General features: G+C 42.3%; 19 protein-coding genes. All 19 read left to right on the forward strand.

All coding sequences use genetic code 11. From position 1 onward, the window contains the following. The first annotated feature begins 87 nt into the window (after nucleotides 1-87). The 19 genes from serC to rpsB all read left to right on the forward strand — a co-directional run bounded on the left by serC (nucleotide 88) and on the right by rpsB (nucleotide 23,766). Entirely contained in the window at nucleotides 88-1,170 is a 1,083-nt protein-coding gene (gene serC, locus DXB54_RS08180; protein ID WP_118694850.1) for a 3-phosphoserine/phosphohydroxythreonine transaminase, read from the forward strand. A gap of 1 nt (nucleotide 1,171) precedes the next feature. Next, a complete protein-coding gene (locus DXB54_RS08185; RefSeq protein WP_118694851.1) occupies nucleotides 1,172-2,338 on the forward strand; it encodes a phosphoglycerate dehydrogenase in 1,167 nt (388 codons plus the stop codon). A 129-nt stretch (nucleotides 2,339-2,467) separates the two neighbouring features. Further along, complete coding sequence (asd, locus tag DXB54_RS08190; protein WP_118694852.1) at nucleotides 2,468-3,559, forward strand: aspartate-semialdehyde dehydrogenase; 1,092 nt, start codon at nucleotides 2,468-2,470, stop codon at nucleotides 3,557-3,559. A 510-nt stretch (nucleotides 3,560-4,069) separates the two neighbouring features. Next, entirely contained in the window at nucleotides 4,070-4,636 is a 567-nt protein-coding gene (locus DXB54_RS08195) for an AAA family ATPase (protein ID WP_021939300.1), read from the forward strand. 102 nt (nucleotides 4,637-4,738) lie between these two features. Further along, nucleotides 4,739-5,974 carry a DUF1015 domain-containing protein gene (locus tag DXB54_RS08200; protein WP_118694892.1) on the forward strand — a complete coding sequence of 412 codons (1,236 nt, stop codon included), beginning with the start codon at nucleotides 4,739-4,741 and terminating at the stop codon, nucleotides 5,972-5,974. An 88-nt stretch (nucleotides 5,975-6,062) separates the two neighbouring features. Continuing rightward, complete coding sequence (locus DXB54_RS08205; protein WP_118694853.1) at nucleotides 6,063-7,952, forward strand: GlgB N-terminal domain-containing protein; 1,890 nt, start codon at nucleotides 6,063-6,065, stop codon at nucleotides 7,950-7,952. A gap of 150 nt (nucleotides 7,953-8,102) precedes the next feature. Further along, the gene (locus tag DXB54_RS08210; protein ID WP_243104784.1) at nucleotides 8,103-8,945 is read left to right on the forward strand and encodes a mechanosensitive ion channel family protein; all 843 of its coding nucleotides are present in this window, start codon (nucleotides 8,103-8,105) and stop codon (nucleotides 8,943-8,945) included. A gap of 243 nt (nucleotides 8,946-9,188) precedes the next feature. Continuing rightward, entirely contained in the window at nucleotides 9,189-10,295 is a 1,107-nt protein-coding gene (locus tag DXB54_RS08215) for a GTP-binding protein (RefSeq protein ID WP_118694855.1), read from the forward strand. Between the two features lie 84 nt (nucleotides 10,296-10,379). Continuing rightward, nucleotides 10,380-11,342, forward strand: coding sequence for a TIGR03943 family putative permease subunit (locus tag DXB54_RS08220; RefSeq protein ID WP_118694856.1), 963 nt, complete (start codon nucleotides 10,380-10,382; stop codon nucleotides 11,340-11,342). A 240-nt stretch (nucleotides 11,343-11,582) separates the two neighbouring features. Continuing rightward, nucleotides 11,583-13,106, forward strand: a complete 1,524-nt coding sequence (locus tag DXB54_RS08225) for a YifB family Mg chelatase-like AAA ATPase (protein ID WP_021939306.1) — start codon at nucleotides 11,583-11,585, stop codon at nucleotides 13,104-13,106. Beyond that, nucleotides 13,103-14,359, forward strand: a complete 1,257-nt coding sequence (dprA, locus tag DXB54_RS08230) for a DNA-processing protein DprA (RefSeq protein WP_118694857.1) — start codon at nucleotides 13,103-13,105, stop codon at nucleotides 14,357-14,359. The genes DXB54_RS08225 and dprA overlap by 4 nt, the downstream gene beginning before the upstream one ends. A gap of 129 nt (nucleotides 14,360-14,488) precedes the next feature. After that, on the forward strand, nucleotides 14,489-15,799 hold the full coding sequence (locus tag DXB54_RS08235) for an aspartate kinase (protein WP_118694893.1): 1,311 nt from the start codon (nucleotides 14,489-14,491) through the stop codon (nucleotides 15,797-15,799). Nucleotides 15,800-15,957: 158 nt separating this feature from the next. Next, complete coding sequence (locus DXB54_RS08240) at nucleotides 15,958-16,551, forward strand: chromate transporter (protein ID WP_330426377.1); 594 nt, start codon at nucleotides 15,958-15,960, stop codon at nucleotides 16,549-16,551. Continuing rightward, the gene (locus DXB54_RS08245; protein ID WP_118694858.1) at nucleotides 16,548-17,114 is read left to right on the forward strand and encodes a chromate transporter; all 567 of its coding nucleotides are present in this window, start codon (nucleotides 16,548-16,550) and stop codon (nucleotides 17,112-17,114) included. The genes DXB54_RS08240 and DXB54_RS08245 overlap by 4 nt, the downstream gene beginning before the upstream one ends. A 114-nt stretch (nucleotides 17,115-17,228) precedes the next feature. Further along, complete coding sequence (gene topA / locus DXB54_RS08250) at nucleotides 17,229-19,316, forward strand: type I DNA topoisomerase (protein ID WP_021939311.1); 2,088 nt, start codon at nucleotides 17,229-17,231, stop codon at nucleotides 19,314-19,316. Between the two features lie 201 nt (nucleotides 19,317-19,517). Then, nucleotides 19,518-20,282 carry a GTP-sensing pleiotropic transcriptional regulator CodY gene (codY, locus tag DXB54_RS08255; protein WP_021939312.1) on the forward strand — a complete coding sequence of 255 codons (765 nt, stop codon included), beginning with the start codon at nucleotides 19,518-19,520 and terminating at the stop codon, nucleotides 20,280-20,282. Nucleotides 20,283-20,438: 156 nt separating this feature from the next. Then, on the forward strand, nucleotides 20,439-21,827 hold the full coding sequence (locus DXB54_RS08260; protein WP_118694859.1) for a DUF6115 domain-containing protein: 1,389 nt from the start codon (nucleotides 20,439-20,441) through the stop codon (nucleotides 21,825-21,827). Between the two features lie 65 nt (nucleotides 21,828-21,892). Next, nucleotides 21,893-22,627, forward strand: a complete 735-nt coding sequence (locus DXB54_RS08265) for a hypothetical protein (protein WP_118694860.1) — start codon at nucleotides 21,893-21,895, stop codon at nucleotides 22,625-22,627. Nucleotides 22,628-23,022: 395 nt separating this feature from the next. Next, nucleotides 23,023-23,766 (forward strand): 30S ribosomal protein S2, encoded by a 744-nt coding sequence (rpsB, locus tag DXB54_RS08270; RefSeq protein ID WP_147612238.1) that lies wholly within the window; start codon nucleotides 23,023-23,025, stop codon nucleotides 23,764-23,766. The last annotated feature ends 10 nt before the right edge of the window (nucleotides 23,767-23,776 follow it).

Here is a 23,776-nt window from a genome sequence, read left to right on the forward strand (position 1 = left end):
AACAGTAACTAAGTTTCAAAAACTGATCAGATTTCCGGGGGCGGGGTTCCCCGGGGATCGTTATTCTAGGAAAAGAGGAGAGAAAAAATGGCAAGAGTTTATAATTTTTCAGCAGGTCCATCAATGTTACCTGAGGCAGTGCTTAAGGAAGCAGCAGCAGAAATGCTTGACTATCAGGGAACTGGTATGAGTGTTATGGAAATGAGCCACAGATCAAAGGCATTTGATAATATCATCAAAGAAGCTGAGGCTGATCTTCGTGACCTTATGAACATTCCGGACAACTATAAGGTGTTGTTCTTACAGGGCGGTGCTTCACAGCAGTTCGCAGCAGTACCAATGAACCTTATGAAGAACGGTGTGGCTGACTACATTATCACAGGTCAGTGGGCTAAGAAGGCATATGAGGAAGCTAAGAAGTACGGAAAGGCAAATGCAGTTGCTTCATCTGCAGACAAGACCTTCTCATACATTCCTGATTGCTCAGATCTTCCTATTGATGAGGACGCTGATTATGTATACATTTGTCATAATAATACAATATACGGTACAACATATCACAAGCTGCCTAATACAAAGGGTAAGATCCTTGTGGCAGACATGAGCTCAGATATTCTTTCACAGCCTGTAAATGTTGAGGATTACGGTATGATCTACTTCGGTGTACAGAAGAACGTAGGTCCTGCAGGTGTGGTTGTTGCCATCATCCGCGAAGACCTTATCAGAGATGACGTAATGCCATTTACACCAACTATGTTAAAGTATAAGACTCAGGCAGACAATGATTCACTTTACAACACACCTCCATGCTACGGTATCTATATCTGTGGCAAGGTATTCAAGTGGGTTAAGTCATTAGGCGGACTTGAGGCAATGAAGGAACGTAACGAGAAGAAGGCTGCTATACTTTATGATTTCCTTGACAGCTCAGAACTCTTTAAGGGAACTGTAGTTAAGGAAGACCGTTCACTTATGAATGTACCTTTCGTAACAGGAGACGCAGATCTTGACGCCAAGTTCGTTAAGGAAGCAACTGCTGCAGGTTTTGTAAATCTTAAGGGACACAGAACTGTAGGTGGTATGAGAGCTTCTATCTACAATGCAATGCCTATGGAGGGTGTAGAGAAGCTGGTTGAGTTTATGAAGAAGTTTGAAGAGGAGAATAAGTAATATGGCAGTTAAAGTAAATTGTTTAAACCCTATCGCAGCCTGCGGTATGGAATTATTACCGGATACATATGAAATTACGGATAACTATGCTGACGCAGAAGCAGTTCTTGTAAGATCTGCTTCAATGCATGACCTTGAGCTTTCAGATAAGCTCCTTGCGGTAGCAAGAGCAGGTGCAGGTGTCAACAATATCCCACTTGATAAGTGTGCCGAGAAGGGTATCGTTGTATTCAATACTCCGGGTGCAAATGCAAATGGTGTTAAGGAGCTTGTTGTTGCGGCACTCCTTATGGCTTCAAGAGATCTTGTAGGCGGTTACAACTGGGTTATGGAGAACGCTGCAGATCCTGACATTGCCAAGAAGGTAGAGAAGCAGAAGAAGAACTATGCAGGAAATGAGATTTCAGGCAAGAAGCTTGGTGTTATCGGTCTCGGAGCTATCGGTGCCAAGGTTGCGAATATCGCAGTAAGGCTTGGTATGGAAGTATACGGATACGATCCATATGTTTCGGTAGACGCAGCATGGGGACTTTCAAAGTACGTTAAGCATATTACAAATGTTGAAGATATATACAAAGAGTGTGATTATATCACAGTTCATGTACCTGCCCTTGACAGCACAAAGGGAATGATCAATGCAGGCGCATTTGCCCTTATGAAGGACGGAGTTAAGATCCTTAACTTCGCAAGAGATGTCCTTGTAAATGAGGATGACATTAAGGCTGCCATTGAGTCGGGCAAGGTAGCAAAGTACATGACAGACTTCCCAAATCCAAAGATCGCAGGCTTCAAGAATGTAGTAGCATTACCACATCTTGGTGCTTCAACAGAAGAGTCAGAAGACAACTGTGCGATCATGGCATGCAAGGAGATCAAGGATTTCATAGACAATGGTAATATCAAGAACTCAGTAAATTATCCGAATGTAAATATGGGTGTATGTACAGATGTTGCCCGTATCACCATATGCCATAAGAACATTCCTAACATGCTCACCCAGTTCACAAGTGTGTTCTCAAAGAAGGGTGGAAATGTATCAGGAATGATCAGCCAGGCAAGAGGCGATTATGCATATTCAATCCTTGATTCCGACGCAGCACCGACAGCAGAGGATGTTGCAGCACTCGAGGCTATTGACGGTGTTGTTAAGGTTCGTGTAATAAAGTAAAAAACAATAAAATATTCTGCACGGAATGATTTTTGCGCGGGATTTTTATGAAAACATGGTATGTAACGTCAGCCATTTGTCATAAGTATATTTTAGAGGGGTTGATGTTAAATAAAAGGAGATAAAATAATGAGCAATAAGTTAAGAGTAGGTATTCTTGGTGCTACAGGTATGGTAGGACAGAGATTCATTTCATTACTTGAGAACCACCCTTGGTTTGAGGTTGTAACAGTTGCTGCCAGCCCAAGAAGTGCAGGCAAGACATATGCAGAGGCTGTTGGCGACAGATGGAAGATGGATACTCCGATGCCTGAGGCAGTTAAGAACCTTGTAGTATATAATGTAAACGAAGTTGAGAAGGTTGCTTCAACTGTAGATTTCGTATTTTCAGCAGTTGATATGACAAAGGATGAGATAAAGGCTATTGAGGAGGCATATGCCAAGACAGAGACACCTGTAGTTTCAAACAACTCAGCTCACAGATGGACACCTGATGTACCTATGATGGTACCTGAGATCAATGCAGATCATGCAGAGGTTATTGAGTTCCAGAAGAAGAGACTTGGAACCAAGAGAGGTTTCGTTGCAGTAAAGCCTAACTGTTCTATCCAGAGCTATGCTCCTGTTCTTACAGCATGGATGGAGTTTGAACCATACGAGGTTATCGTAAGCACATATCAGGCAATTTCTGGTGCAGGTAAGACCTTTAAGGACTGGCCGGAGATGCTTGGAAATATAATCCCATACATTGGTGGTGAGGAAGAAAAGTCCGAGAAGGAGCCACTTCGTATCTGGGGTAAGGTTGACAAGGAAAACGGAGTTATCGTACCTGCAGAAGGAATAACAATCACAAGCCAGTGTATCAGAGTTCCTGTATTAAATGGTCACACAGCTACAGTATTTGTCAAGTTTAAGAAGAACCCAACAAAGGAACAGCTTATCGAGGCTATGACAAGCTTTAAGGGAGCACCTCAGGAGCTTAACCTTCCAAGTGCACCAAAGCAGTTCATCCAGTACCTTGAGGAGGACAATCGTCCGCAGGTAAGCCTTGATGTAAATTACGAGAACGGAATGGGAATAAGCGTAGGACGTCTCAGAGAGGACTCCGTATACGACTGGAAGTTCGTAGGACTTTCCCACAACACCGTAAGAGGTGCTGCCGGCGGAGCAGTTCTCTGTGCAGAGCTTCTTAAGGCAAAGGGCTATATCTCAGCAAAGTAAGCTGGAGATAATAGAGGCTTGAACAGCATATATATTTTTGTTCATCAGTAGTATCTGGTGGATAACGAAAAAACACCATGAGAGAATTGTAGATATACTTTTCGATCATGGTGTTTTTGTGTGTCGCAAATATAATGATAATACATAACCCGTATCCGCCGTATCGATATATGATATAAATGACAGGAACATTGTGAAAGATTTCGTGATGAGGTTTGCACTAGCTGTCAACTCAAAGCACATGGTTGAGCCGAAGGCGAGTTTGTGCGACAGTTGACATATAAGCGTGCGAACCGAGTAGAAATCTGAACAGTTCCTGCATTATATCATATTAAGATACGGTGTATGAATGGAGTATGAATGGAGTATGAATGGAGTATGAATGGAGTATATTTGTCGTACATATGGTGCACAGAAATATGCACAAAAAAATCATCAAGTCCCTTGTAACCATATTGCAGTTGTGATAAAATTAGACCAAATGTGAAAGAAAAAGCGGAGGAAACATACATGAAGAAATTAATATTAGTTACATCACCACCTGCATGTGGCAAGACTTTTATATCAAAACAGGTTGCAAAGGCACTGCATAACTGCGTATATCTCGATAAGGATACACTTATCGTGCTTTCAAAGCAGATATTCGTTGTAGGAGGTGCAGAGTACAACCGTTCATCAGATTTCTTCCAGAAGAATATAAGAGACTACGAGTATTACTGTATTCTCGACCTTGCATTTGAAGCACTGGATTACAACGATACAGTACTTATCAATGCACCATTTACAGAAGAGATAAGAGATGATGAGTACCTTGCGAATCTCCGCGCAAAGCTTGCTGAGAAGGACGCAGAATTGTTTGTTATCTGGGTTAATACAAGAAAAGATGTATGTCATGAGCGTATGATCAAGAGAGCATCAGACAGAGATACATGGAAGCTGGAGCACTGGGATGAGTACATCAACAGCCAGAACTTTAACCCACCAACTAATATCAAGGATCTCTTTATATTTGAGAATTCATCAGAAGAGGAATACAAGGAATCTATCGAGAGAGTAGTAAAGGCTGTAAGAGGCTAATAACGATATATGAAATGTAACAAAAATGAGTGGTTGGACGTAATAAGCTGATCACTCGTTTCTGTTTTTATGGATGATAATATTTGCAGAAAGGAACCGGATATGGCGATAATCAGAAGCTTTGGTGCATACAGACCAAGAACAGATATTGTAGACAGGGTGGCAGCACTTCCTTATGACGTGTATAACAGAGAGGAAGCATACGAAGAGGTTAAGCGTGAACCTATGTCATTCCTTAAGGTTGACAGGGCAGAGACCTCATTTGGCCCTGAGGTGGACACATATGCAGACTGCGTATATGATAAGGCAAGAGAGCTCCTTGATGGAATGATAGACGAGGGCGTATATGTGCATGACGACAAGGATGTATATTATGTTTATGAGCTTATAATGGATGGAAGACATCAGACAGGTCTTGTTGCCTGTGCGTCAATAGATGATTATGTAAGCGGAGTTATCAAGAAGCATGAGAATACCCGTGAGGACAAAGAGATAGACAGGATAAAGCATGTTATGACCTGCTCTGCCCACACCGGTCCTATATTTCTTGCATACCGTTCTATAGATAAGGTTAATAAGATAATAAACAGAGTCAAGACCGGAGAGAAGCTCTATGGTTTTACAACACCTGACAGTATAACCCACAATGTGTGGATCATAGATCAGGATAAGGACATAGAAGATATTAGGGAAGCATTTGCAGGGGTAAATGAGATATACATAGCAGACGGACATCATCGTTCAGCTTCTGCAGTGAAGGCTGGACTTAAGCTCCGTGAGGAAAATCCGGGGTATACAGGTGATGAGGAATTCAACTATTTTCTGTCAGTTCTGTTTCCTCATGACGAGCTGATGATACTTCCCTATAACAGAGTTGTAAGGGATTTGAACGGCTATTCAGAGGATGAATTTATGAACGCCGTTAAAGAGAAGTTCACAATAGATAAGGTGGAGGAGCCGTTTGCACCGGAGAACAAATGTGAGTTTGGAATGTACATGGATCATAAGTGGTACAGGCTTGGCTTTAAGAAGGAATTCATGGTGGATGACGTGGTTGAGAGACTTGACGTGTCCGTGTTGCAGAATAATCTTCTGGCACCGATCCTTGGAATAGGTGATCCGAGAACTGACAAGAGGATCACATTTGTAGGTGGCATAAGAGGTCTTTCCGAGCTTTCAAAGATGGTTGACAGTGATATGTACAAGGTGGCATTTTCGATGTATCCAACATCCATCACAGAGCTGTTTGACATAGCTGACGCAGGCAGGCTCATGCCTCCAAAGTCCACATGGTTCGAGCCGAAGCTTCGAAGCGGAATTTTTATCCACAGGTTTTAGTACAGGATACTTGGGGAGAAGGCTTTCATCGGCTCCTTCGGGGATCGGTATATTGGAAGTTTAAATAAACGAAAGGGATTAAAGATAAATGAGTAACAACAATCAGATTTTTGCGATAAACAGGGATGAGGTTATGGCTATCGTAGAGGCCAGACATGATAATCCACATCATATCCTGGGCATGCACCAGTGCCTTAAGGATCTGTATGTGAATGTATTTGCCCCTGATGTTGCACAGGTTTTCGTAGTAGATATTGCAAATGGGGATGAGTATGAAACAGAGGAGATCGTCTCCGGTTTCTATACTGTTAAGATATCAGGCAGGAAGCCGTTTGATTATGAGATAAAGACAGTGTGCACAACCTTTGATGAAGCCGGTGATCTGGTGGAGCGTGCAAGGGTATTTAAGGATCCGTATGCATTTCCGTATTCTGTTGATCCTGCAAAGGTTGTGGACATAATATCCGGAAGAACATCATTTGCAGATGGGTTCAAGGTAAAGGATATATTTGGTGTGAGATATATCACCTTAAATGGTGTAAGCGGAACCTCATTCTGTATGGAGGTAAAGGGAGCAAGACGTGTAAGCGTTGTGGGTGACTTCAATAACTGGGACGCTTCCGTTCATCAGTTAAGAAAGATTGATTATACCGACATATTTGAGCTGTTCATACCTGAGGTTATAAAGGACAGTAAATATAAGTTCAGCGTGCTCTTCTATGACGGCAGAGAAGAGCTGTGGGCAGATCCTTATGCCATTTGCTATGAGAAGGCACCGGGAAATGCTTCAATGCTTACAGAATTCTCATATGAGTATCATGATGATGAGTTTGTAAAGGCAAGGAAGAAGAATAAGGAGAGCCTTAATATATATGAGATACACATGTCCACATTTATGAGAAATGAGGACGGCAGTGTGCCGGGATATGCGGAATTTGCTGGGCTGGCATGTGATCATGTGGCAGATATGGGCTATAACTATGTTGAGCTTATGCCTGTTATGGAATACAGAGAGGGAGACACCTGGGGTTATGATACCACAGGCATGTTTGCTCCAAGCTCAAGATTTGGAACCCCTGTTGATTTCATGAGGATGATAGATGTATTCCATAAAAAGAATATCGGTGTGATCCTTGATATGGTGCCGGTTTCAGATATAGACTGCATATGCTACTGGCTTGAGACATACCATCTTGATGGAGTGAGACTTAACGACAAAAATCTGGCTGCAAAGCTTAAGGAAAGCCTTAAGAACAGCGACAGCTATGTGATAATTGACAGCCTTGAGAGTGAGCTTGTGGACAGGGTTGTATCCTACATGGCAGTGCCTCCGGTTCACAGAGGAAGCTTCACAGAATGTATAGGTGACTGTACTTGCAACATGAAGGAAGATACGGGAATAATCGCTCTTTCCCATGATGATGTGGCATTTGACAAGGGAAGCTTCATAGATAAGCTGCCGGGAGGCTACGAGGACAAGTACGCAGATCTTCGTGTACTCTACGGACTTGCCATGACTCTTAAGGGACATAAGCTGTTCTTTATGGGGCAGGAGCTTGGAGCCTTCGGCGGATTTGACGGAGTCAATCCTGTTGACTGGTCTGTTCTTGAATTCGATGCGAATACTTACATACAGAAGTATGTTAGGGAGTTAAATAAGCTCTATGCTTCAGAGTCTGCACTTAAGGCGGACAGCGATATAGTATTTGCAGATAAAGATGAAGGCAGGACCGCTGTATTTGCAAGAACATGCGGAGCAGATAGGCTTTATGTTGCATGTAATTTCGACACAAAGGATGTGAAGAACTTTGGCTTGAGGGTTGATAAAGCAGGAAGCTATAAGGAGATTTTCTCATCAGATAATGTTAAATTCGGTGGAGAAGGAAATAATAATAAGGGTACTAAAAAGGCTGCAGACGGTGTGGTTACGGTGACACTGCCGGCATTGTCGATCAGTGTGTTCAAGGCTGTTAAGTAATCGGCTCCCTGTGACACGGTGTTAAATAAATGGAATGGCATTACATATTGCAGATTGTGTCAAGTTTTCTATGAAAACCTGACATGTAGCGTCAGCCCTCGCCGTAGGCGATTTATTATGGGCTGATGTTCAATGATAGGAGAAATGATCATGACTATGGATATGATAAATAATTATGGCAGAAAATTTCTTGACTGGTTTATGTCAAAGCTTGGCAGTATAGCCATTGCACTCATATTTTTGGCGGTGTGCTTTAAGGTCATTAAGATAATAGTAAAGCTACTGAGAAAGGCATTTGACAAGTCGAGGCTTGACAAGAGCGTGGCGGGATTTTTCATCTCTGCCATAAGGGTGCTGCTCCAGTTTCTTGTGATTCTTACTGCGGCGTCAATGGTGGGATTTCAGATTACATCCTTTATCACGCTGCTTGGCACGGCGGGAGTTACCATAGGTCTTGCCCTCCAGGGAAGTCTTTCAAATCTTGCAGGCGGTGTGCTGATCCTTATACTTAAGCCCTTTAAGGTTGGGGATTATATAGTTGAGAATTCCACCCACTGTGAGGGTGTTGTAGTATCCATAGATATATTCTATACAAGACTCCGTACCTACGACAATCGTACCATAGTGATACCTAACGGAACTATTTCCAACACTTCACTGGTGAATATCTCCGGCAGGGGAACCAACAGGGTTGATGTGAAGTTCTCCGTTGCATATGAGTCTGACCTGAGCAAGGTAAAACAGGTGGTGCTTGATGTGGTGGATACCATTGACGGGCATATGACCGATAAGCCTGTAGAGTTCTTTATTGAGGAATTTGGCGAGAGCGGTATCGAGATGTATGTGAGATTTTTCACACCATTTGAGAAGAGCTATGACGCAAAAAGGGAGGCTCTGTGGAAGATAAAGGAAGCCTTCGATGCGAATGGCATTGAGATCCCGTACAACAAGCTGGATGTGAACATAAAGAGTGACGGGCAGGAAAAAGCATAGCTTTGGATATTTGATCGGGGCATATGCAAATGAGAAAATATATGTAAGAGACACAAAGTTTATAAAGATATAATAAATCGTCGTGATGGGTATTCTTGCAAAAATGTGATTATGCGAGTATAATTACGGGGATGTGGAAGCATATAAAGACATTTGCAGAGGCGTTATCTGTTATGTGGCAGGTGTGGATTTTTTCTGCAGATGTCATAATATATAATTTTTAGGATTAGGAGTGAAGAAAAAATGACAAAGATTGACATTATTTCAGGTTTCCTTGGTGCTGGTAAGACAACCCTTATCAAGAAGCTTATTGATGAGGCTTTTAAGGGTGAGAAGCTGGTGCTCATTGAGAATGAGTTCGGTGAGATCGGTATAGATGGCGGCTTCCTTAAGGATGCCGGTGTTCAGATTACAGAGATGAATTCAGGATGCATCTGCTGTTCACTGGTAGGTGATTTCGGTACAGCCTTAAAACAGGTTATAACAGATTATGCTCCTGACAGGATAATCATTGAGCCTTCAGGTGTGGGTAAGCTTTCAGATGTTATCAAGGCGGTTAAGGATGTTTCGGCAGATCTTGATGTGGATCTTGACAGCTACACAACAGTTGCAGACGTATCCAAGTGCAAGATATACATGAAGAACTTCGGCGAGTTCTTTAATAACCAGATTGAAAGCGCAAATACTATAATCTTAAGCAGAACCCAGAATGTATCACAGGATAAGATTGAAAAGGCTGTTTCTATGATAAGAGAACACAATCAGGAGGCTACAATAGTAACAACTCCTTGGAATGATATAAGCGGGGCAATGATCAGAGAGGCAATGCAGAACCATAAGACTCTTGAAGAATCCATGATGGAGGAAGAGCATGACCATGATCATCATGACCACGACGAGTGTGGCTGCCATGAACACGATCATCACGACCACGATCATCATCATGATCATGACGACGAGTGTGGCTGTCATGAACACGATCATCACGACCATGATCACCATCATGACCACGATCATGGTGACGGATGTACTTGCGGCTGTCACGATCATGACCATCATCATCACCATGCTGATGAAGTGTTCACAAGCTGGGGCAAGGAGACACCTCATAAGTATAATGAGACCAAGCTTAATGAGATCCTTGATACCCTTGCAGATACAGAGAAGTATGGTATCATCCTTCGTGCTAAGGGAATACTTCCAAGTGACGCAGGTGACTGGCTGTACTTCGACCTTGTACCGGGCGAGTATGAGATCAGAAAGGGCAACCCTGATATAACAGGTAAGCTTTGTGTAATAGGAAGCAAGCTTGACGAAGCAGCTCTTGCAGAGTTGTTTGAACTCGTATAAGCCAGGGCTTTATATACAGAACAACGATAATTTTCATCAGCCCTTAAAAGGGGCTGATGTTTGGTACAATAGGAAGGAAATAATATGATGGGACGTCAGGTAAAGGAAATTCCGGTTTATGTATTTATGGGATTTCTTGAAAGCGGTAAGACCACATTTGTAAAGGAAACACTTCTTGACAGATCATTTACCGGCGGAGAGAAGACTCTTCTTCTTGTATGCGAGGACGGTGAAGAGGAGTATGATGAGAAGGAGTTAAAGAAGAACAATATATATGTTGAATATATAGAAGAGGATCAGCTTACAACAGAGCACTTGCTTGATCTTCAGGACAAATATAAGCCTGAATCGGTAATGATCGAGTACAATGGTATGTGGAAGCTTGACAAGATATTTGAGATCAGGGTTCCAAAGGGTTGGACAGTTGTTCAGGTTCTGTCATTTATAAATGCAGAGACCTATGATCTGTACTCAAACAATATGAAGGCAACAATGGTTGAACAGTTCAGCAGTGCTGACATGGTAGTGTTCAACAGATGTAAGCCTGAGGACAAGCGTGCAGAGTGGAGACGTTCGATTAAGGCAGTAAACAGAAGAGCCCAGATTATATTCGAGATGGCAGACGGAAGCATTGCCCAGGACGAGAACACAGAAGAGGATCTTCCTTTTGATGTTAAGGCGGATGTTATAGACGTGAAGGATGAAGATTACGGAATCTGGTATGTTGACGCTTCAGACGCTCCTGACAGATATAAGGGAAAGAAGATACATTTTAAGGCAATGGTGTTCCATCCTAAGAACTATCCGGATAATATATTTGTTCCGGGAAGATTTGCCATGACCTGCTGCGCAGAGGACATCCAGTTCGTAGGTTACAAATGTTACTACAACGGAGCTAAAAATCTTGTGGACAGACAGTGGGTGGATGTAACCGCTACTATTGATTATGAGTTCTATCCTGATTTCGGAGGAGATGGTCCGGTACTTAAGGCTGAGAAGGTTGTGCTTACCGGTGCTCCGGAAGAAGAAGTGGTATACTTCAGTTAATATATGACCAGAGAAATATGACAGGAAAAGCCCTGAGACAGATCAGTTGTATTTTAAATACAGCCAATCTGTCTCAGGTTTTTTTATGGCAATGTGTCAGGTGTAACATGCTTGTATTTGACGACTGCTAAATGGAATCTTATAATTTATAAAAACTTAATTTGACCGTAAACAATATCTGCGATAACCTAAGGACATAGATTTTCCCGGAGAAGCCTGCTATTTGCAGGAAGGAGAATAATGTTCAGCAGAGTAATAAGCGGTACTGTACAGGGCATTGACGCAGTAATGATACAGGTAGAGGCAGACATGTCGGATGGACTGCCCGCATTTGTCATGGTGGGGTATCTTTCATCCTGTGTCAGGGAGGCAGCAGAGAGAGTCCGCACCGCACTTCGTAATTCCGGTGTGTCCGTTCCGCCCAGACGGATAACCGTAAATCTTTCACCGGCTGATATCAGAAAGGATGGTACAGCCTTCGATCTTCCCATTGCAGTATGTATACTGATATCCATGGGGATTATTTCAGAAGAAGCAATAAAGAATACTATGATAATAGGAGAGCTGGGACTAAACGGCGACATAAATGGCGTGCCGGGAGTTCTGTCCATGGTCCATTATGCCTCAGAACATGGGATTAACAGGTTTATTGTTCCCAGGGCCAATATGGAGGAGGCAGGTCTTATTAAAGGCATTGAAGTGATTGCAGTCTCGGGACTTCAGGAGCTTATAGACTATGAATGTAACGGCAGGAAGGTCATACATGATATGAATAAAAGCACGGGATATTACCCGGATGATTGCTATGACCTTGGTGACTTCGCCGATATTAAAGGACAGGTAATGTTAAAGCGAGGTGTGGAGATTGCTGTGGCAGGTTTACATAACATAATGATGACCGGGGCGGCAGGCTCAGGAAAGACAATGATCGCAAGACGGATACCTACCATAATGCCTAAGCTTACATTTGATGAAAGCATTGAAGTTACTAAGATATACAGTGTGGCAGGTATGCTTAAGAACGGACGTGGACTTATCACCAAAAGGCCGTTCAGGGCTCCCCACCACACCATATCCACAACCGCACTGGTGGGAGGTGGCGTAATTCCGGGACCGGGAGAGATAAGTCTGGCAGATCATGGTGTGCTTTTTCTTGATGAATTTCCGGAGTTTGGAAGAAATGTTCTTGAGACCCTAAGGCAGCCTCTTGAGGACAGGGAGGTGAATATATCAAGACTCAGCGGCAGATACAGATTTCCTGCAGATTTCATGCTGGTCACAGCCAGAAACAACTGTCCCTGCGGCGGCTGGCCCAATGCAAATAAATGTACATGCACCTACAAGCAGATAAGAAATTACAATGCAAGGATAAGCGGTCCCCTCCTTGACCGTATAGATATAAATGTGGATGTTGTGAGGGTTGACGTGGAGGAGTTATTTGACCACCGGGAAAATGAATCTTCCGAAACCATAAGAAAGAGAGTGATGGCTGCCCAAGAGATACAGCAGGAACGGTACAGACATGAGAAGATAAAATTCAATTCGGGACTTGATGGAGGTCTCATAAATAAATACATAAAGATAAATGGTGACGTCCGGGATATCCTAAGGGAAATGTACGAGAAAAGTCAGTTGTCCGCCAGAGGAAATAACAGGATATTGAAGATTGCCAGAACTATTGCGGATCTTGCAGGGGATACGGATATACAGGAAAAGCATGTAAGAGAGGCGATATTTTACAGGATGAAGGAGAATGGCGTATGACAGATGAACTTTATCATCTCTGGACCGGTACATTTCCGGAGATATCAGGCAAGTCCTTTAGCATGATATGTGATTACTTTGGCGGTGCGGAGGCGGTGTTTAATGAGAGTGATGAGAAGCTGCAGGATGTACTTAAGCCGGCACATTTCAGGCAGCTCAATATATATAGAAGAGAAAATTTGATAAGGGGATTTGCAGAGGAATTAAAAAGAAAAGAAATCGCATTCACTTATCCGGGACATGAACTGTATCCGGAGCGGCTGCTTAATATTCCTGACAGGCCAAGGCTGTTGTTCATAATGGGACAACATACTGTGCTTGAAGAATTAAATGCCCATCCTTCCCTGGCGGTAGTTGGTTCAAGGATGGCGACAAATTATGGTATATCCATGTGCAGGCGTATTGTAAGTCATGTGGCAAAGGAAGGGGTAGCCATTATAAGCGGTATGGCAGCAGGTATAGATGGTGTTGCTCACAGTACGGTGCTTGATCACCATGATAAAGTGATAAATGCTCTAAGTGAAGTGTCGGATAGTGTAGCTTTAACTGTAGGAGTTCTTGGCTGCGGGATAGATAAGATATATCCCGCAGAAAACAGGAAGCTTTTTAATAGAATGTATGAACAGGGAGTTGTCATATCGGAATACCCGCCGGGTACGGAGCCTGTGAGACATCATTTTCCTCTAAGAAACAGGATAATAAGCGGGCTGTCGGATGGAGTGCTGGTGGTGGAAGCAAAGGCGAAAAGCGGTTCACTTATTACTGCTGATCAGGCACTGGAGCAGGGAAAGGATGTGTATGCCGTTCCCGGAAGAGCCACAGACACCGGGAGTCTCGGGTGTATCAATCTTATAAAGCAGGGGGCGGCATGTGTCACTGGGGCGGAAGATATCATAGAGAATATGGCAGGGGAGAATAAATTGTTTATAGGCTTCTTTGACAAAGAGAAAACCGAGATAAAAAAAGAAATTGCTATAACGGCAAAAAACAATAAGGTGCAGAATTTAAATGGAATTATCAAAAAAGTGGGTGTGACAGGGAAAAAAACAGACAATGAGATAAAGGCTTTCAGAGAAGATCTCACGGAGGATGAAAAGCTGCTGTTGTCATTCATAAAGCAAGAACCTGTTCACATGGAGGAATTGTGTGCAAAAACAGGATTTGCCACGGGAAAGCTGCTTGATATTGTATACGGACTTGAGGGGCGGGGAATTATTATGAATGTATCAGGAGGGTATTATACATTGGTATAAAAAATGTAGAATATTGGCGGTATTACTGTAAAAAACAGATAAAAGTTAAAAAAAAGTTGTAATTTGCAGGGTTTTTGTCTATTATGTAATAGGTAAAAAATGAGAGACTTTTCAATGAAAGGGAACGATATGAAGAAAGTAGTTAAATTTGGCGGTAGTTCACTTGCCAGTGCTGAACAGTTTAAAAAGGTTGGTAATATAATCCGTGCCGATGAGAGCCGTGTCTATGTGGTTCCATCTGCTCCGGGTAAGAGAAATTCAGCAGATACAAAGGTTACTGATATGCTGCTCCACGCTTATGAGACAGCAAGCAAGGGTGAGGATATCACCGGTGAGATGGCTGCCATTAAGGCAAGATATGACGAGATAATCACAGGACTTGGACTTGACTTTAGTCTTGATAGGGACTTCGAGGAGATCACAGAGAAGCTTACTGCAGAGCCTCTTATGGATTATGCAGCATCAAGAGGTGAGTTCTTAAACGGTAAGATCATGGCGGCTTATCTTGGCATAACATTCATTGATGCCGCTGAGGTTATTTTCTTCAATGCAGAAGGCAACCTTAATGATTATAAAACATACAAGACGCTTGGACAGAGACTTAAGGAAAATGAGCGTGCGGTAATTCCGGGATTTTATGGAATGGGCAAGGATGGAAATGTAAAGACATTTTCCCGTGGCGGTTCAGACGTTACAGGCTCTATTGTGGCTAAGGCATGTCGTGCTGATGTTTACGAGAACTGGACAGATGTATCAGGCTTCCTTGTGGCAGATCCACGTATAGTACCTAATCCAAAGGCTATCAAGTATATCACATACAGAGAGCTCCGTGAGCTTTCATACATGGGTGCGTCAGTTCTCCACGAGGACGCTATATTCCCTGTACGTCATTGTGGTATTCCTATCAACATCAGAAATACAAATGCTCCTGAGGACAATGGAACCTGGATAGTGGAGAGTACATGTCAGAAGCAGGATTATGTTGTTACGGGTATTGCAGGTAAGAAAGACTTCTGTACTATATTTATCTCAAAGGCAATGATGAATTCAGAGATCGGTTTTGGGAGAAAGGTTCTTCAGGCGTTTGAGGAAAATAATATTTCGTTTGAACATATGCCATCAGGAATTGATACAATGACCATTGTTGTACATGCAGATGAATTTATCCATAAGGAGCAGAGCGTTGTGTCAGCTATACATCGTCTTGCAGAGCCTGACTCTGTTGAGATCGAATCAGGTCTTGCTCTTGTGGCGGTTGTTGGACGTGGCATGAAGTCAGCAAGCGGTACAGCAGGAAAGCTGTTCACTGCCCTTGCGAAGGAAGGTATAAATATCAGAATGATAGATCAGGGTTCATCAGAGCTTAATATCATAATCGGTGTTGACAACAAGGATTTCGAGACAGCTATCAAGGCTATATACAATACATTTATTGGTTAATACATTTGAGAAACAGGGGGCATGAAATTCATGCCCCTTTAGAAGTTGACGTTAGATATTATTTGGTTTGATCTTGAATAAAAGAGCTAAATGATATATGAAAAAGGCAGATAAGATAAAGAAGATATATATAATATAGATAAGGCGGTGGTACACAGTTGGCAGAAAACAAAAAGACAGGACTTATGGATATATTTCTTATTTTCCTTAAAATTGGTGCTTTTACCTTTGGCGGCGGTTATGCAATGATCGCCCTTCTGGAAGATGAATTCGTGGACAAACGTAGCTGGCTTAATGAGTCGGAGTTTCTTGATATGACTGCCATTGCAGAGTCCACCCCGGGACCTGTTGCCATTAATGCAGCAACATATCTTGGATATAAGCTTGCAGGCTTTAAGGGGGCTTTGGCTGCCAGTCTTGCAGTATGTATACCATCATTTGCAATAATATATGTGATCTCTTTTTTCTATGAGAGATTCCAGCAGATAACCTGGGTGGCATCGGCATTTAAGGGAATACAGGCGTGCGTGGTTTACCTGATACTGTCGGCGGGCTTAAGAATGTTTATTAAAATGAAGAAAAATGTGTTTAATGTAAGCATATTTGCAGTGGTATCAGTATCCTTTATATTTGTATCACTATTTGGAATATCCTTCTCAAGTATATATTATATATTAATATGCGGAGTCGTTGGAGTCGTAGTGGGAACATTGCATAATATGAGAAACCGGGAAGATGGAGGAGCGGCATGATATACTTGAAGCTTTTTCTTTATTTTCTTGAGGTGGGCACCGTATCCTTCGGTGGCGGTTACGGAATGATATCTCTTATAAGGGATATCGTGTTGTCACAGAACTGGCTTACTGAGGGAGAGCTTATGGATCTGGTTGCCATATCAGAGACCACACCGGGACCTCTTGCAGTGAATATGGCAACATTCGTAGGAGCAACAAAGGGAGGATTTTTTGGAGCCTTAATGGCAACCTTCGGTGTGGTGCTTCCGGCGTTTGTGGTCATAGTACTTATTTCTTCTGTTATGAAGAAGGCTATGGAGTATGCAGGGGTAAAACATATGCTTGACGGCATAAGACCATGTATAATCGCACTTATTATTTCAACGGCACTTATATTTGGATTGAAGAATTTAATGGGGATATCGTCAGTGGGAGACAGCCTCAGAATAGATAAGATGGGTGTTTGGATATTTGCAGTTTTAGTGGCTGTGGATCAGATTCCGAAGCGGCTTGCAGGCAGAAAGATATCGCCGATAATTCTTATTATAGTGTCGGCAATTCTGGGTGTTATCCTGTTTTAGAGGCGGAGGGTTAATAAATCTACACTTGCACTAAAAAAAAATATAGTGTATAGTTGTCTCGTTTGAAATCTGCGAAAGCAGACAGAGTATTATCGATAAAGGGGATAGTTTAGCATGGCTAAAAATCTTGTAATAGTAGAGTCGCCTACCAAAGCGGAGACAATAGGTAAGATACTTGGATCAAATTATGAAGTTATTGCATCTAACGGACATGTAAGGGATCTTCCAAAGAGCCAGATGGGTATAGATGTAGAAAATGATTTTGAACCGAAATACATTACCATAAGAGGAAAGGGAGATATACTCACAGCACTTAGAAAGGCTGTGAAGAAGGCGGATAAAGTTTATCTTGCAACTGACCCCGATCGTGAAGGAGAAGCAATATCTTATCATTTATCCGTGGCACTTAAGCTGCAGGATAAGAAATATAAGAGAATAACATTTAATGAGGTAACAAAGACGGCTGTTAAAAATTCTCTCAAAAATGCAAGGGATATAGACATGAATCTTGTTGACGCCCAGCAGGCAAGAAGAGTTCTGGACAGACTTGTTGGATATAAGATAAGCCCTGTGCTCTGGGCGAAGATCAAGAGAGGTCTTTCTGCCGGAAGAGTACAGTCTGTGGCATTAAAGATCATCTGCGACAGGGAGAAGGAGATAAATGACTTCATACCTAAGGAGTATTTTTCGCTTGTGGTCAATGCGGAGACTGAAAAGGGAAAGAAGGAGATACCATTCAGATTTGTATCAGGAAATGGTGAGAAGGAGGACATATCCTCAGCGGAAGCCCTTAATAAGATCGTTGCTGACATCAGTGAAAATGATCTGCTGGTTAAGTCCATAAAGCAGGGAGAGAAAACAAGAAAGTCACCATTGCCATTTACCACAAGTACATTGCAGCAGGAGGCTTCCAGCAAGCTTAATTTTGCAACCACAAAGACCATGAGGATTGCCCAGCAGCTATATGAAGGAATAAATATAAAGGGTAAGGGCACCATTGGTCTGATCACATATCTCCGTACAGATTCCACAAGAATTTCTGAGGAGGCAGACGCATCAGCAAGAAAGTACATTGGTGACAATTACGGCGAGAAATATATTGAGACACAGGATGGAAACGGCAGGCAGGATAAGGGCGGCAAAAAGATACAGGATGCTCATGAGGCGATAAGACCTACAGACATCACATTGTCACCTGTGAAGATAAAGGATGAGCTTTCAAGAGATCAGTACAGACTCTATCAGCTTATATATAACAGATTCCTTGCCAGTAGAATGGCAAATGCAGTTTATGAGACCAGAACGGTTAAGGCTGTTGCCGGAGAACAAAATCTCCAGGCTTCAAGCTCCAAGCTGGCATTTGACGGATTTATGGCAGTATATAATCCGGATCAGGAAAAGTCAGAGAATATCAGAGGTCTTAATGAGCTGAAGGAGGGAGATGTCCTTAAGATCACAGCTATTGAGGATAAGCAGCATTTTACACAGCCGCCTGCCAGATATACAGAGGCGTCTCTTGTAAAGACTCTTGAGGAGAAGGGAATAGGAAGACCAAGTACCTATGCACCGACTATCTCAACGATCCTTGCAAGACGATATATCACCAAGGAGAATAAGAAGCTTTATGTAACAGAGATCGGCGAAGCGGTAAATAATATTATGGAGCAGGCATTTCCTGTTATAGTTGATGTTAACTTCACTGCAAATCTTGAGTCACTGCTTGATACCATCGGTGAGGGAGCTATCAACTGGAAGGTTGTTGTGAGAAATTTCTATCCGGATCTCGATGATGCGGTTAAGAAGGCAGAGGCGGATCTTGAGAAGATTGATATCCAGGATGAAGTCAGTGACGAGATCTGTGACGAGTGCGGCAGGAACATGGTTGTCAAGTATGGTCCTCACGGAAAGTTCTTAGCATGCCCGGGCTTTCCGGATTGTAAATGTACAAAGCCTTTTTATGAGAAGATAGGTGTTACATGTCCTAAGTGCAAGACCGGAGATGTTGTCATAAAGATGAGCAAGAAGGGTAGACGTTACTACGGATGTACAAATGCTCCGGAGTGTGATTTTATGTCGTGGACCAGACCGGCGAAGCAGAAGTGTCCACAGTGCGGAAGCTATATGCTCATAAAGGGAAAGAAGCTTTTATGTGCCAATAATGAGTGCGGATACACCTGTGACGCGCCTAAGGAAGAGGCTTAAAAATTACTTAAAATACAAATTAAGTTAACAATAATTACAGAATAATTACAGAACTTATAAGAAGTTGTTTTTTTCTTATGAAATCCGATTTTTGTCAAAATTGGTTATTGTAGTTCACATAACTTTGTGCTACAATGCCAAATAGTCGAGATTTTTAGAGGCAAAAACAGCTTCTTTTTGCGTTGGTCCGGAGGGAAATAGATGAGTGTTCAGTTGTTAGATAAAACGAGGAAAATCAATAAATTATTGCACAATAATAACTCGCATAAGGTTGTTTTCAACGATATTTGCGATGTTTTAAGTGATATATTGACATCAAATGTGTTGGTAATAAGCAAGAAAGGTAAGGTCCTGGGCATAAAAAACAGGGCAGATATACCTGAGATTACAGAGCTTATAGAGGGAAAGGTTGGTTTACATATTGATTCCATGTTGAATGAGCGGCTATTGCTCGTTCTATCCACAAAGGAGAATGTAAACCTGACAACACTTGGATTTGATGGACATAACATTGACCAGTACAGAGGTCTTCTTCTTCCTATAGATATTGCGGGAGAGAGACTCGGTACATTGTTCTTGTACAGGATCGCCAGTGATTATGACATAGATGATATAATTCTCGGTGAGTATGGAACCACAGTTGTGGGACTTGAGATGATGAGAGCGTTAAACGAGGAAAATGCCGAGGAGGACAGAAAGGTGGCTATCGTCAAGTCAGCCATCAACACATTGTCATTTTCAGAGCTTCAGGCAATAAAGCATATTTTCTCAGAGTTAAAGGGGGATGAGGGAATACTTGTTGCCAGTAAGGTGGCAGATCGCGTTGGCATAACAAGATCGGTAATTGTAAATGCTCTTAGAAAGTTTGAGAGTGCAGGAGTCATTGAGGCAAGGTCTTCTGGAATGAAGGGAACCTATATCAGAGTTTTGAATGATGTGGTTTTTGATGAGCTTAAGAAGGCATAAGGGTTTATAAGATAAAAATATGAAGGCTGAGAAAAATAAAAACTCATAAAAATATAAACTCACAAAACTATGTAGGGTATAGTGGTTGAAAAAATATATTTGATATTTAGATAAAAATTTGGTTGTAAAATATTTATTTGCAAGGAGATAAAGAATATGGCAGCTGGTATTGTAACATTGATCGTAGGTGTAATTATCGTTATCGTGAGCTTCTTCATACTTGATTCTCACGATTACAAGAAGGAAGATCAGGAATTTAACGAGAGCTCAGAAGAGTTCAAACGAAGAATGCAGGAATTTAATGATGTGCTTATTGAGCAGCATAAGGAAGCTATCAGAAGCTACAGTGAAGATACGAAGAAGAAGCAGGAGCAGGAGATCAGGGACGAGATCGAGAAGTGTACTGATGAGCTTTCAGAGAAGGCTAAGGAAAATATGATCAGCTATATTAACAAGAGCCTTTCAGAGGCATATGACTCTTACAGCTCAGACGAAGAGAGACCTGCACCTGTTGAGTACAGCGAGGAAGCTGACCAGGAGACAGAGACTGAGACTTCCGCAGATAATGAGGCGTCTGCAACAGAAGATGTTGATACAGAAAGTGAGATCACTGCAACAGAGGCTGGCATGGCAAAGGATGAAAGCACAGCAGCACAGACCGGTGATGTTTCAAAGGATGAGGCTGAAGCAACAGAGGGTAACGGCAGTGAAAGTGTTGATGCAGAAGGTATTGCTAAGGAAGAAGAAAATAATTCAGAGAACGGATCTGCAGCTTCCGCAGATCATGAAGCAGGTGATGACGGAATTGCAGATAAATCAGAAAATGCAGCGGACAACAATTCCGGTGATAAATCTGAAAATGCAGTAGAGAAGAATGTCGGAAGTGTAGATGGAACAGAGGTCACAAAGCCTGCAGTAAAGAAAAATTCACGCAGAAGAAAAAAGAAAAAGACTAATGTAAATGCAAATAAAAGTGAAGCAGCAGTTCAGGAAAATAAAACAGCTGCTCAGGCTGATGAGCCGGCAGTCCAGAGTGACACAGTGGGACATGATAATGCAGATATGGGTAATGACGGAAAGTGGAGCGCATTTGCAGGGGACACAGACAGGGAAAATGAAACTGATAAAACAGAGATCCTGGCTGAGAATGTGACAGAGGAGACTGCTGCACCTAAAAGGCAGGAAACCGGAAATACAGAAAAACCAGACAGCAAGTCAGATGCCGATAAAGAACAGGCTGATAAAAAGGACGCTGGTAAAGAAATTAGCACTGCAGGAAATGGTGCGGGGGCTGAGGAGCCTAAGAAAACTGCTCCAAGAAAAAGGGGCGGAAGAAAACCAAAGGCAGCAAAGACTAAGCCTGAGGTAGAAATTAAGGACAGGGCACCTAAGCAGGCAGAGCCTATCTGGGATGATATGAAGGACACAAACAAGGAGGTTGCAAGGTTATACGGTCAGGGAATGGACATTATTGAAATTGCAAATCAACTTGGCATAGGTGTCGGAGAAGCAAGAACAGTAATTAACAAGCTTAAGAAGAGATAATTGGTCTGAAATTCAAGACATGCAAATTTTTAATGGACTGAAGTTCAATACTCAAGGAGAATGATATGAGGAAGAGATATTTTTTTAGAGGACTTGGATGTGGACTTATAATCGGTGCGATGGTTATGATGGTTACTTTTCAGACACAGAAGCCCACAGGCGATAGTTCCACAGTAAACAAGAATAATACTATAACTGAAGCTGTTACGGAAAATTCTTCTCAGGCATCAAATGATGATGTTGATAACAGCCAGGCGGGAAGCACGGAAGGGGCTTCATCTGAGGATAACACAAACCAGGCGGGCTCATCAGAAGCCGGGGCCGAAGTTACACCGGGTGACAACAATGGAAATGGCAGCGGTTCGGGCGATGGACAGAGTGCTGACAATGGAAACGGCAACGGTTCAGGTTCCGGCAATGGACAGGGTACCGGTAGTGGAGACGGCTCAGGTAGTGGCAACGGACAGGGTACCGGTAGTGGCAACGGTTCAGGTTCCGGTAATGGTTCGGGAAATGAATCAGGAACTCCTACGACAGAAGATATGCAGGGAGACAAGAATGATCCGGGTGATGACGCAACAAAGAAGGGTGGCACTATCACAGTAACTAAGGATATGACGGCAATGGATGTATGTAAGCTGTTGGCAGGTATCAATATGGTAAAGAGTGCGCAGGATTTTTATTCATATTTAAGTAATAAGGGTCTTGTAGGTTCCATAATCCCAGGCAAATACACATTCGACGGCACAGAGGATTATGATACCATTGTGGCGATGATCACCTCTTCAAGCTATAAATAATCTAAAGTTGATTGCGAAAAATGTAAGCATTAAAAAAGTTACAGGCATTATAAAGTTATAGATGTTATAAAAGTATAGATATTATAATGGTATAGACAATTTAAATGGTATAAAACCCAAATACATAAGAATGTGGAAATTATAAAATCCTTCCGGAACAGGTTTTGTTCATACAGAGATCTGTTTTGGAGGGATTTTTTGCTGCTGCAGCAAAAAAATGCTTGCTTCGCACTTTTACTTGTGTTACAATCGACTTTGCGTGAGTGGAAATACAGGATATTTCTGCCCATAAACAAATAATATACATGCTGGTTGATAGTTGGCGTGGTGCCTATAGCTCGGGTGGTCCAAAGAGATGATACCGGCAGAAGATTTTAACCATGGAGGTAAAGAAAATGAGCGTTATTTCAATGAAACAGTTATTAGAAGCAGGTGTACATTTCGGACATCAGACAAGAAGATGGAACCCTAAGATGAAGCCATATATCTACACAGAGCGTAATGGTATCTACATCATTGATCTTCAGAAGTCAGTTGGTATGGTTGACGATGCTTACAATGCAATCGGTGATTGCGTAGCTAACGGTGGCAAGATCCTTTTCGTTGGTACAAAGAAGCAGGCACAGGATTCAATCAAGAGCGAAGCAGAGCGTTGTGGTATGTACTATGTAAACGAGAGATGGTTAGGTGGTATGCTCACAAACTTCAAGACAATCCAGACAAGAATTGCTACACTTAAGAAGTATGAAACTATGGAAGAGGATGGCACATTTGATGTTCTTCCTAAGAAGGAAGTTATCCAGATTAAGAAGGAGATGGAGAAGCTTCAGAAGAACCTTGGTGGTATCAAGGACATGAAGGAAATTCCTGACATGATCTTTGTTGTAGATCCTAAGAAGGAAAGAATTTGTATCCAGGAGGCTCATTCACTTGGTATTAAGCTTGTTGGTATTGCAGATACTAACTGTGATCCGGAAGAGCTTGACTATGTAATCCCAGGTAATGATGACGCTATCAGAGCCGTTAAGCTTATCGTATCAAAGATGGCAGACGCAGTTATCGAGGCTCAGCAGGGTGCAGACGCAACAGATGTAGAAGACGCTGAGACAGAAGCTGAAGAAGTTGCAACAGAAGAATAATATTTTAATA

Origin of the sequence: Coprococcus sp. OM04-5BH (assembly GCF_003482105.1) — a bacterium.
Taxonomy (GTDB): Bacteria; Bacillota; Clostridia; order Lachnospirales; family Lachnospiraceae; genus Coprococcus.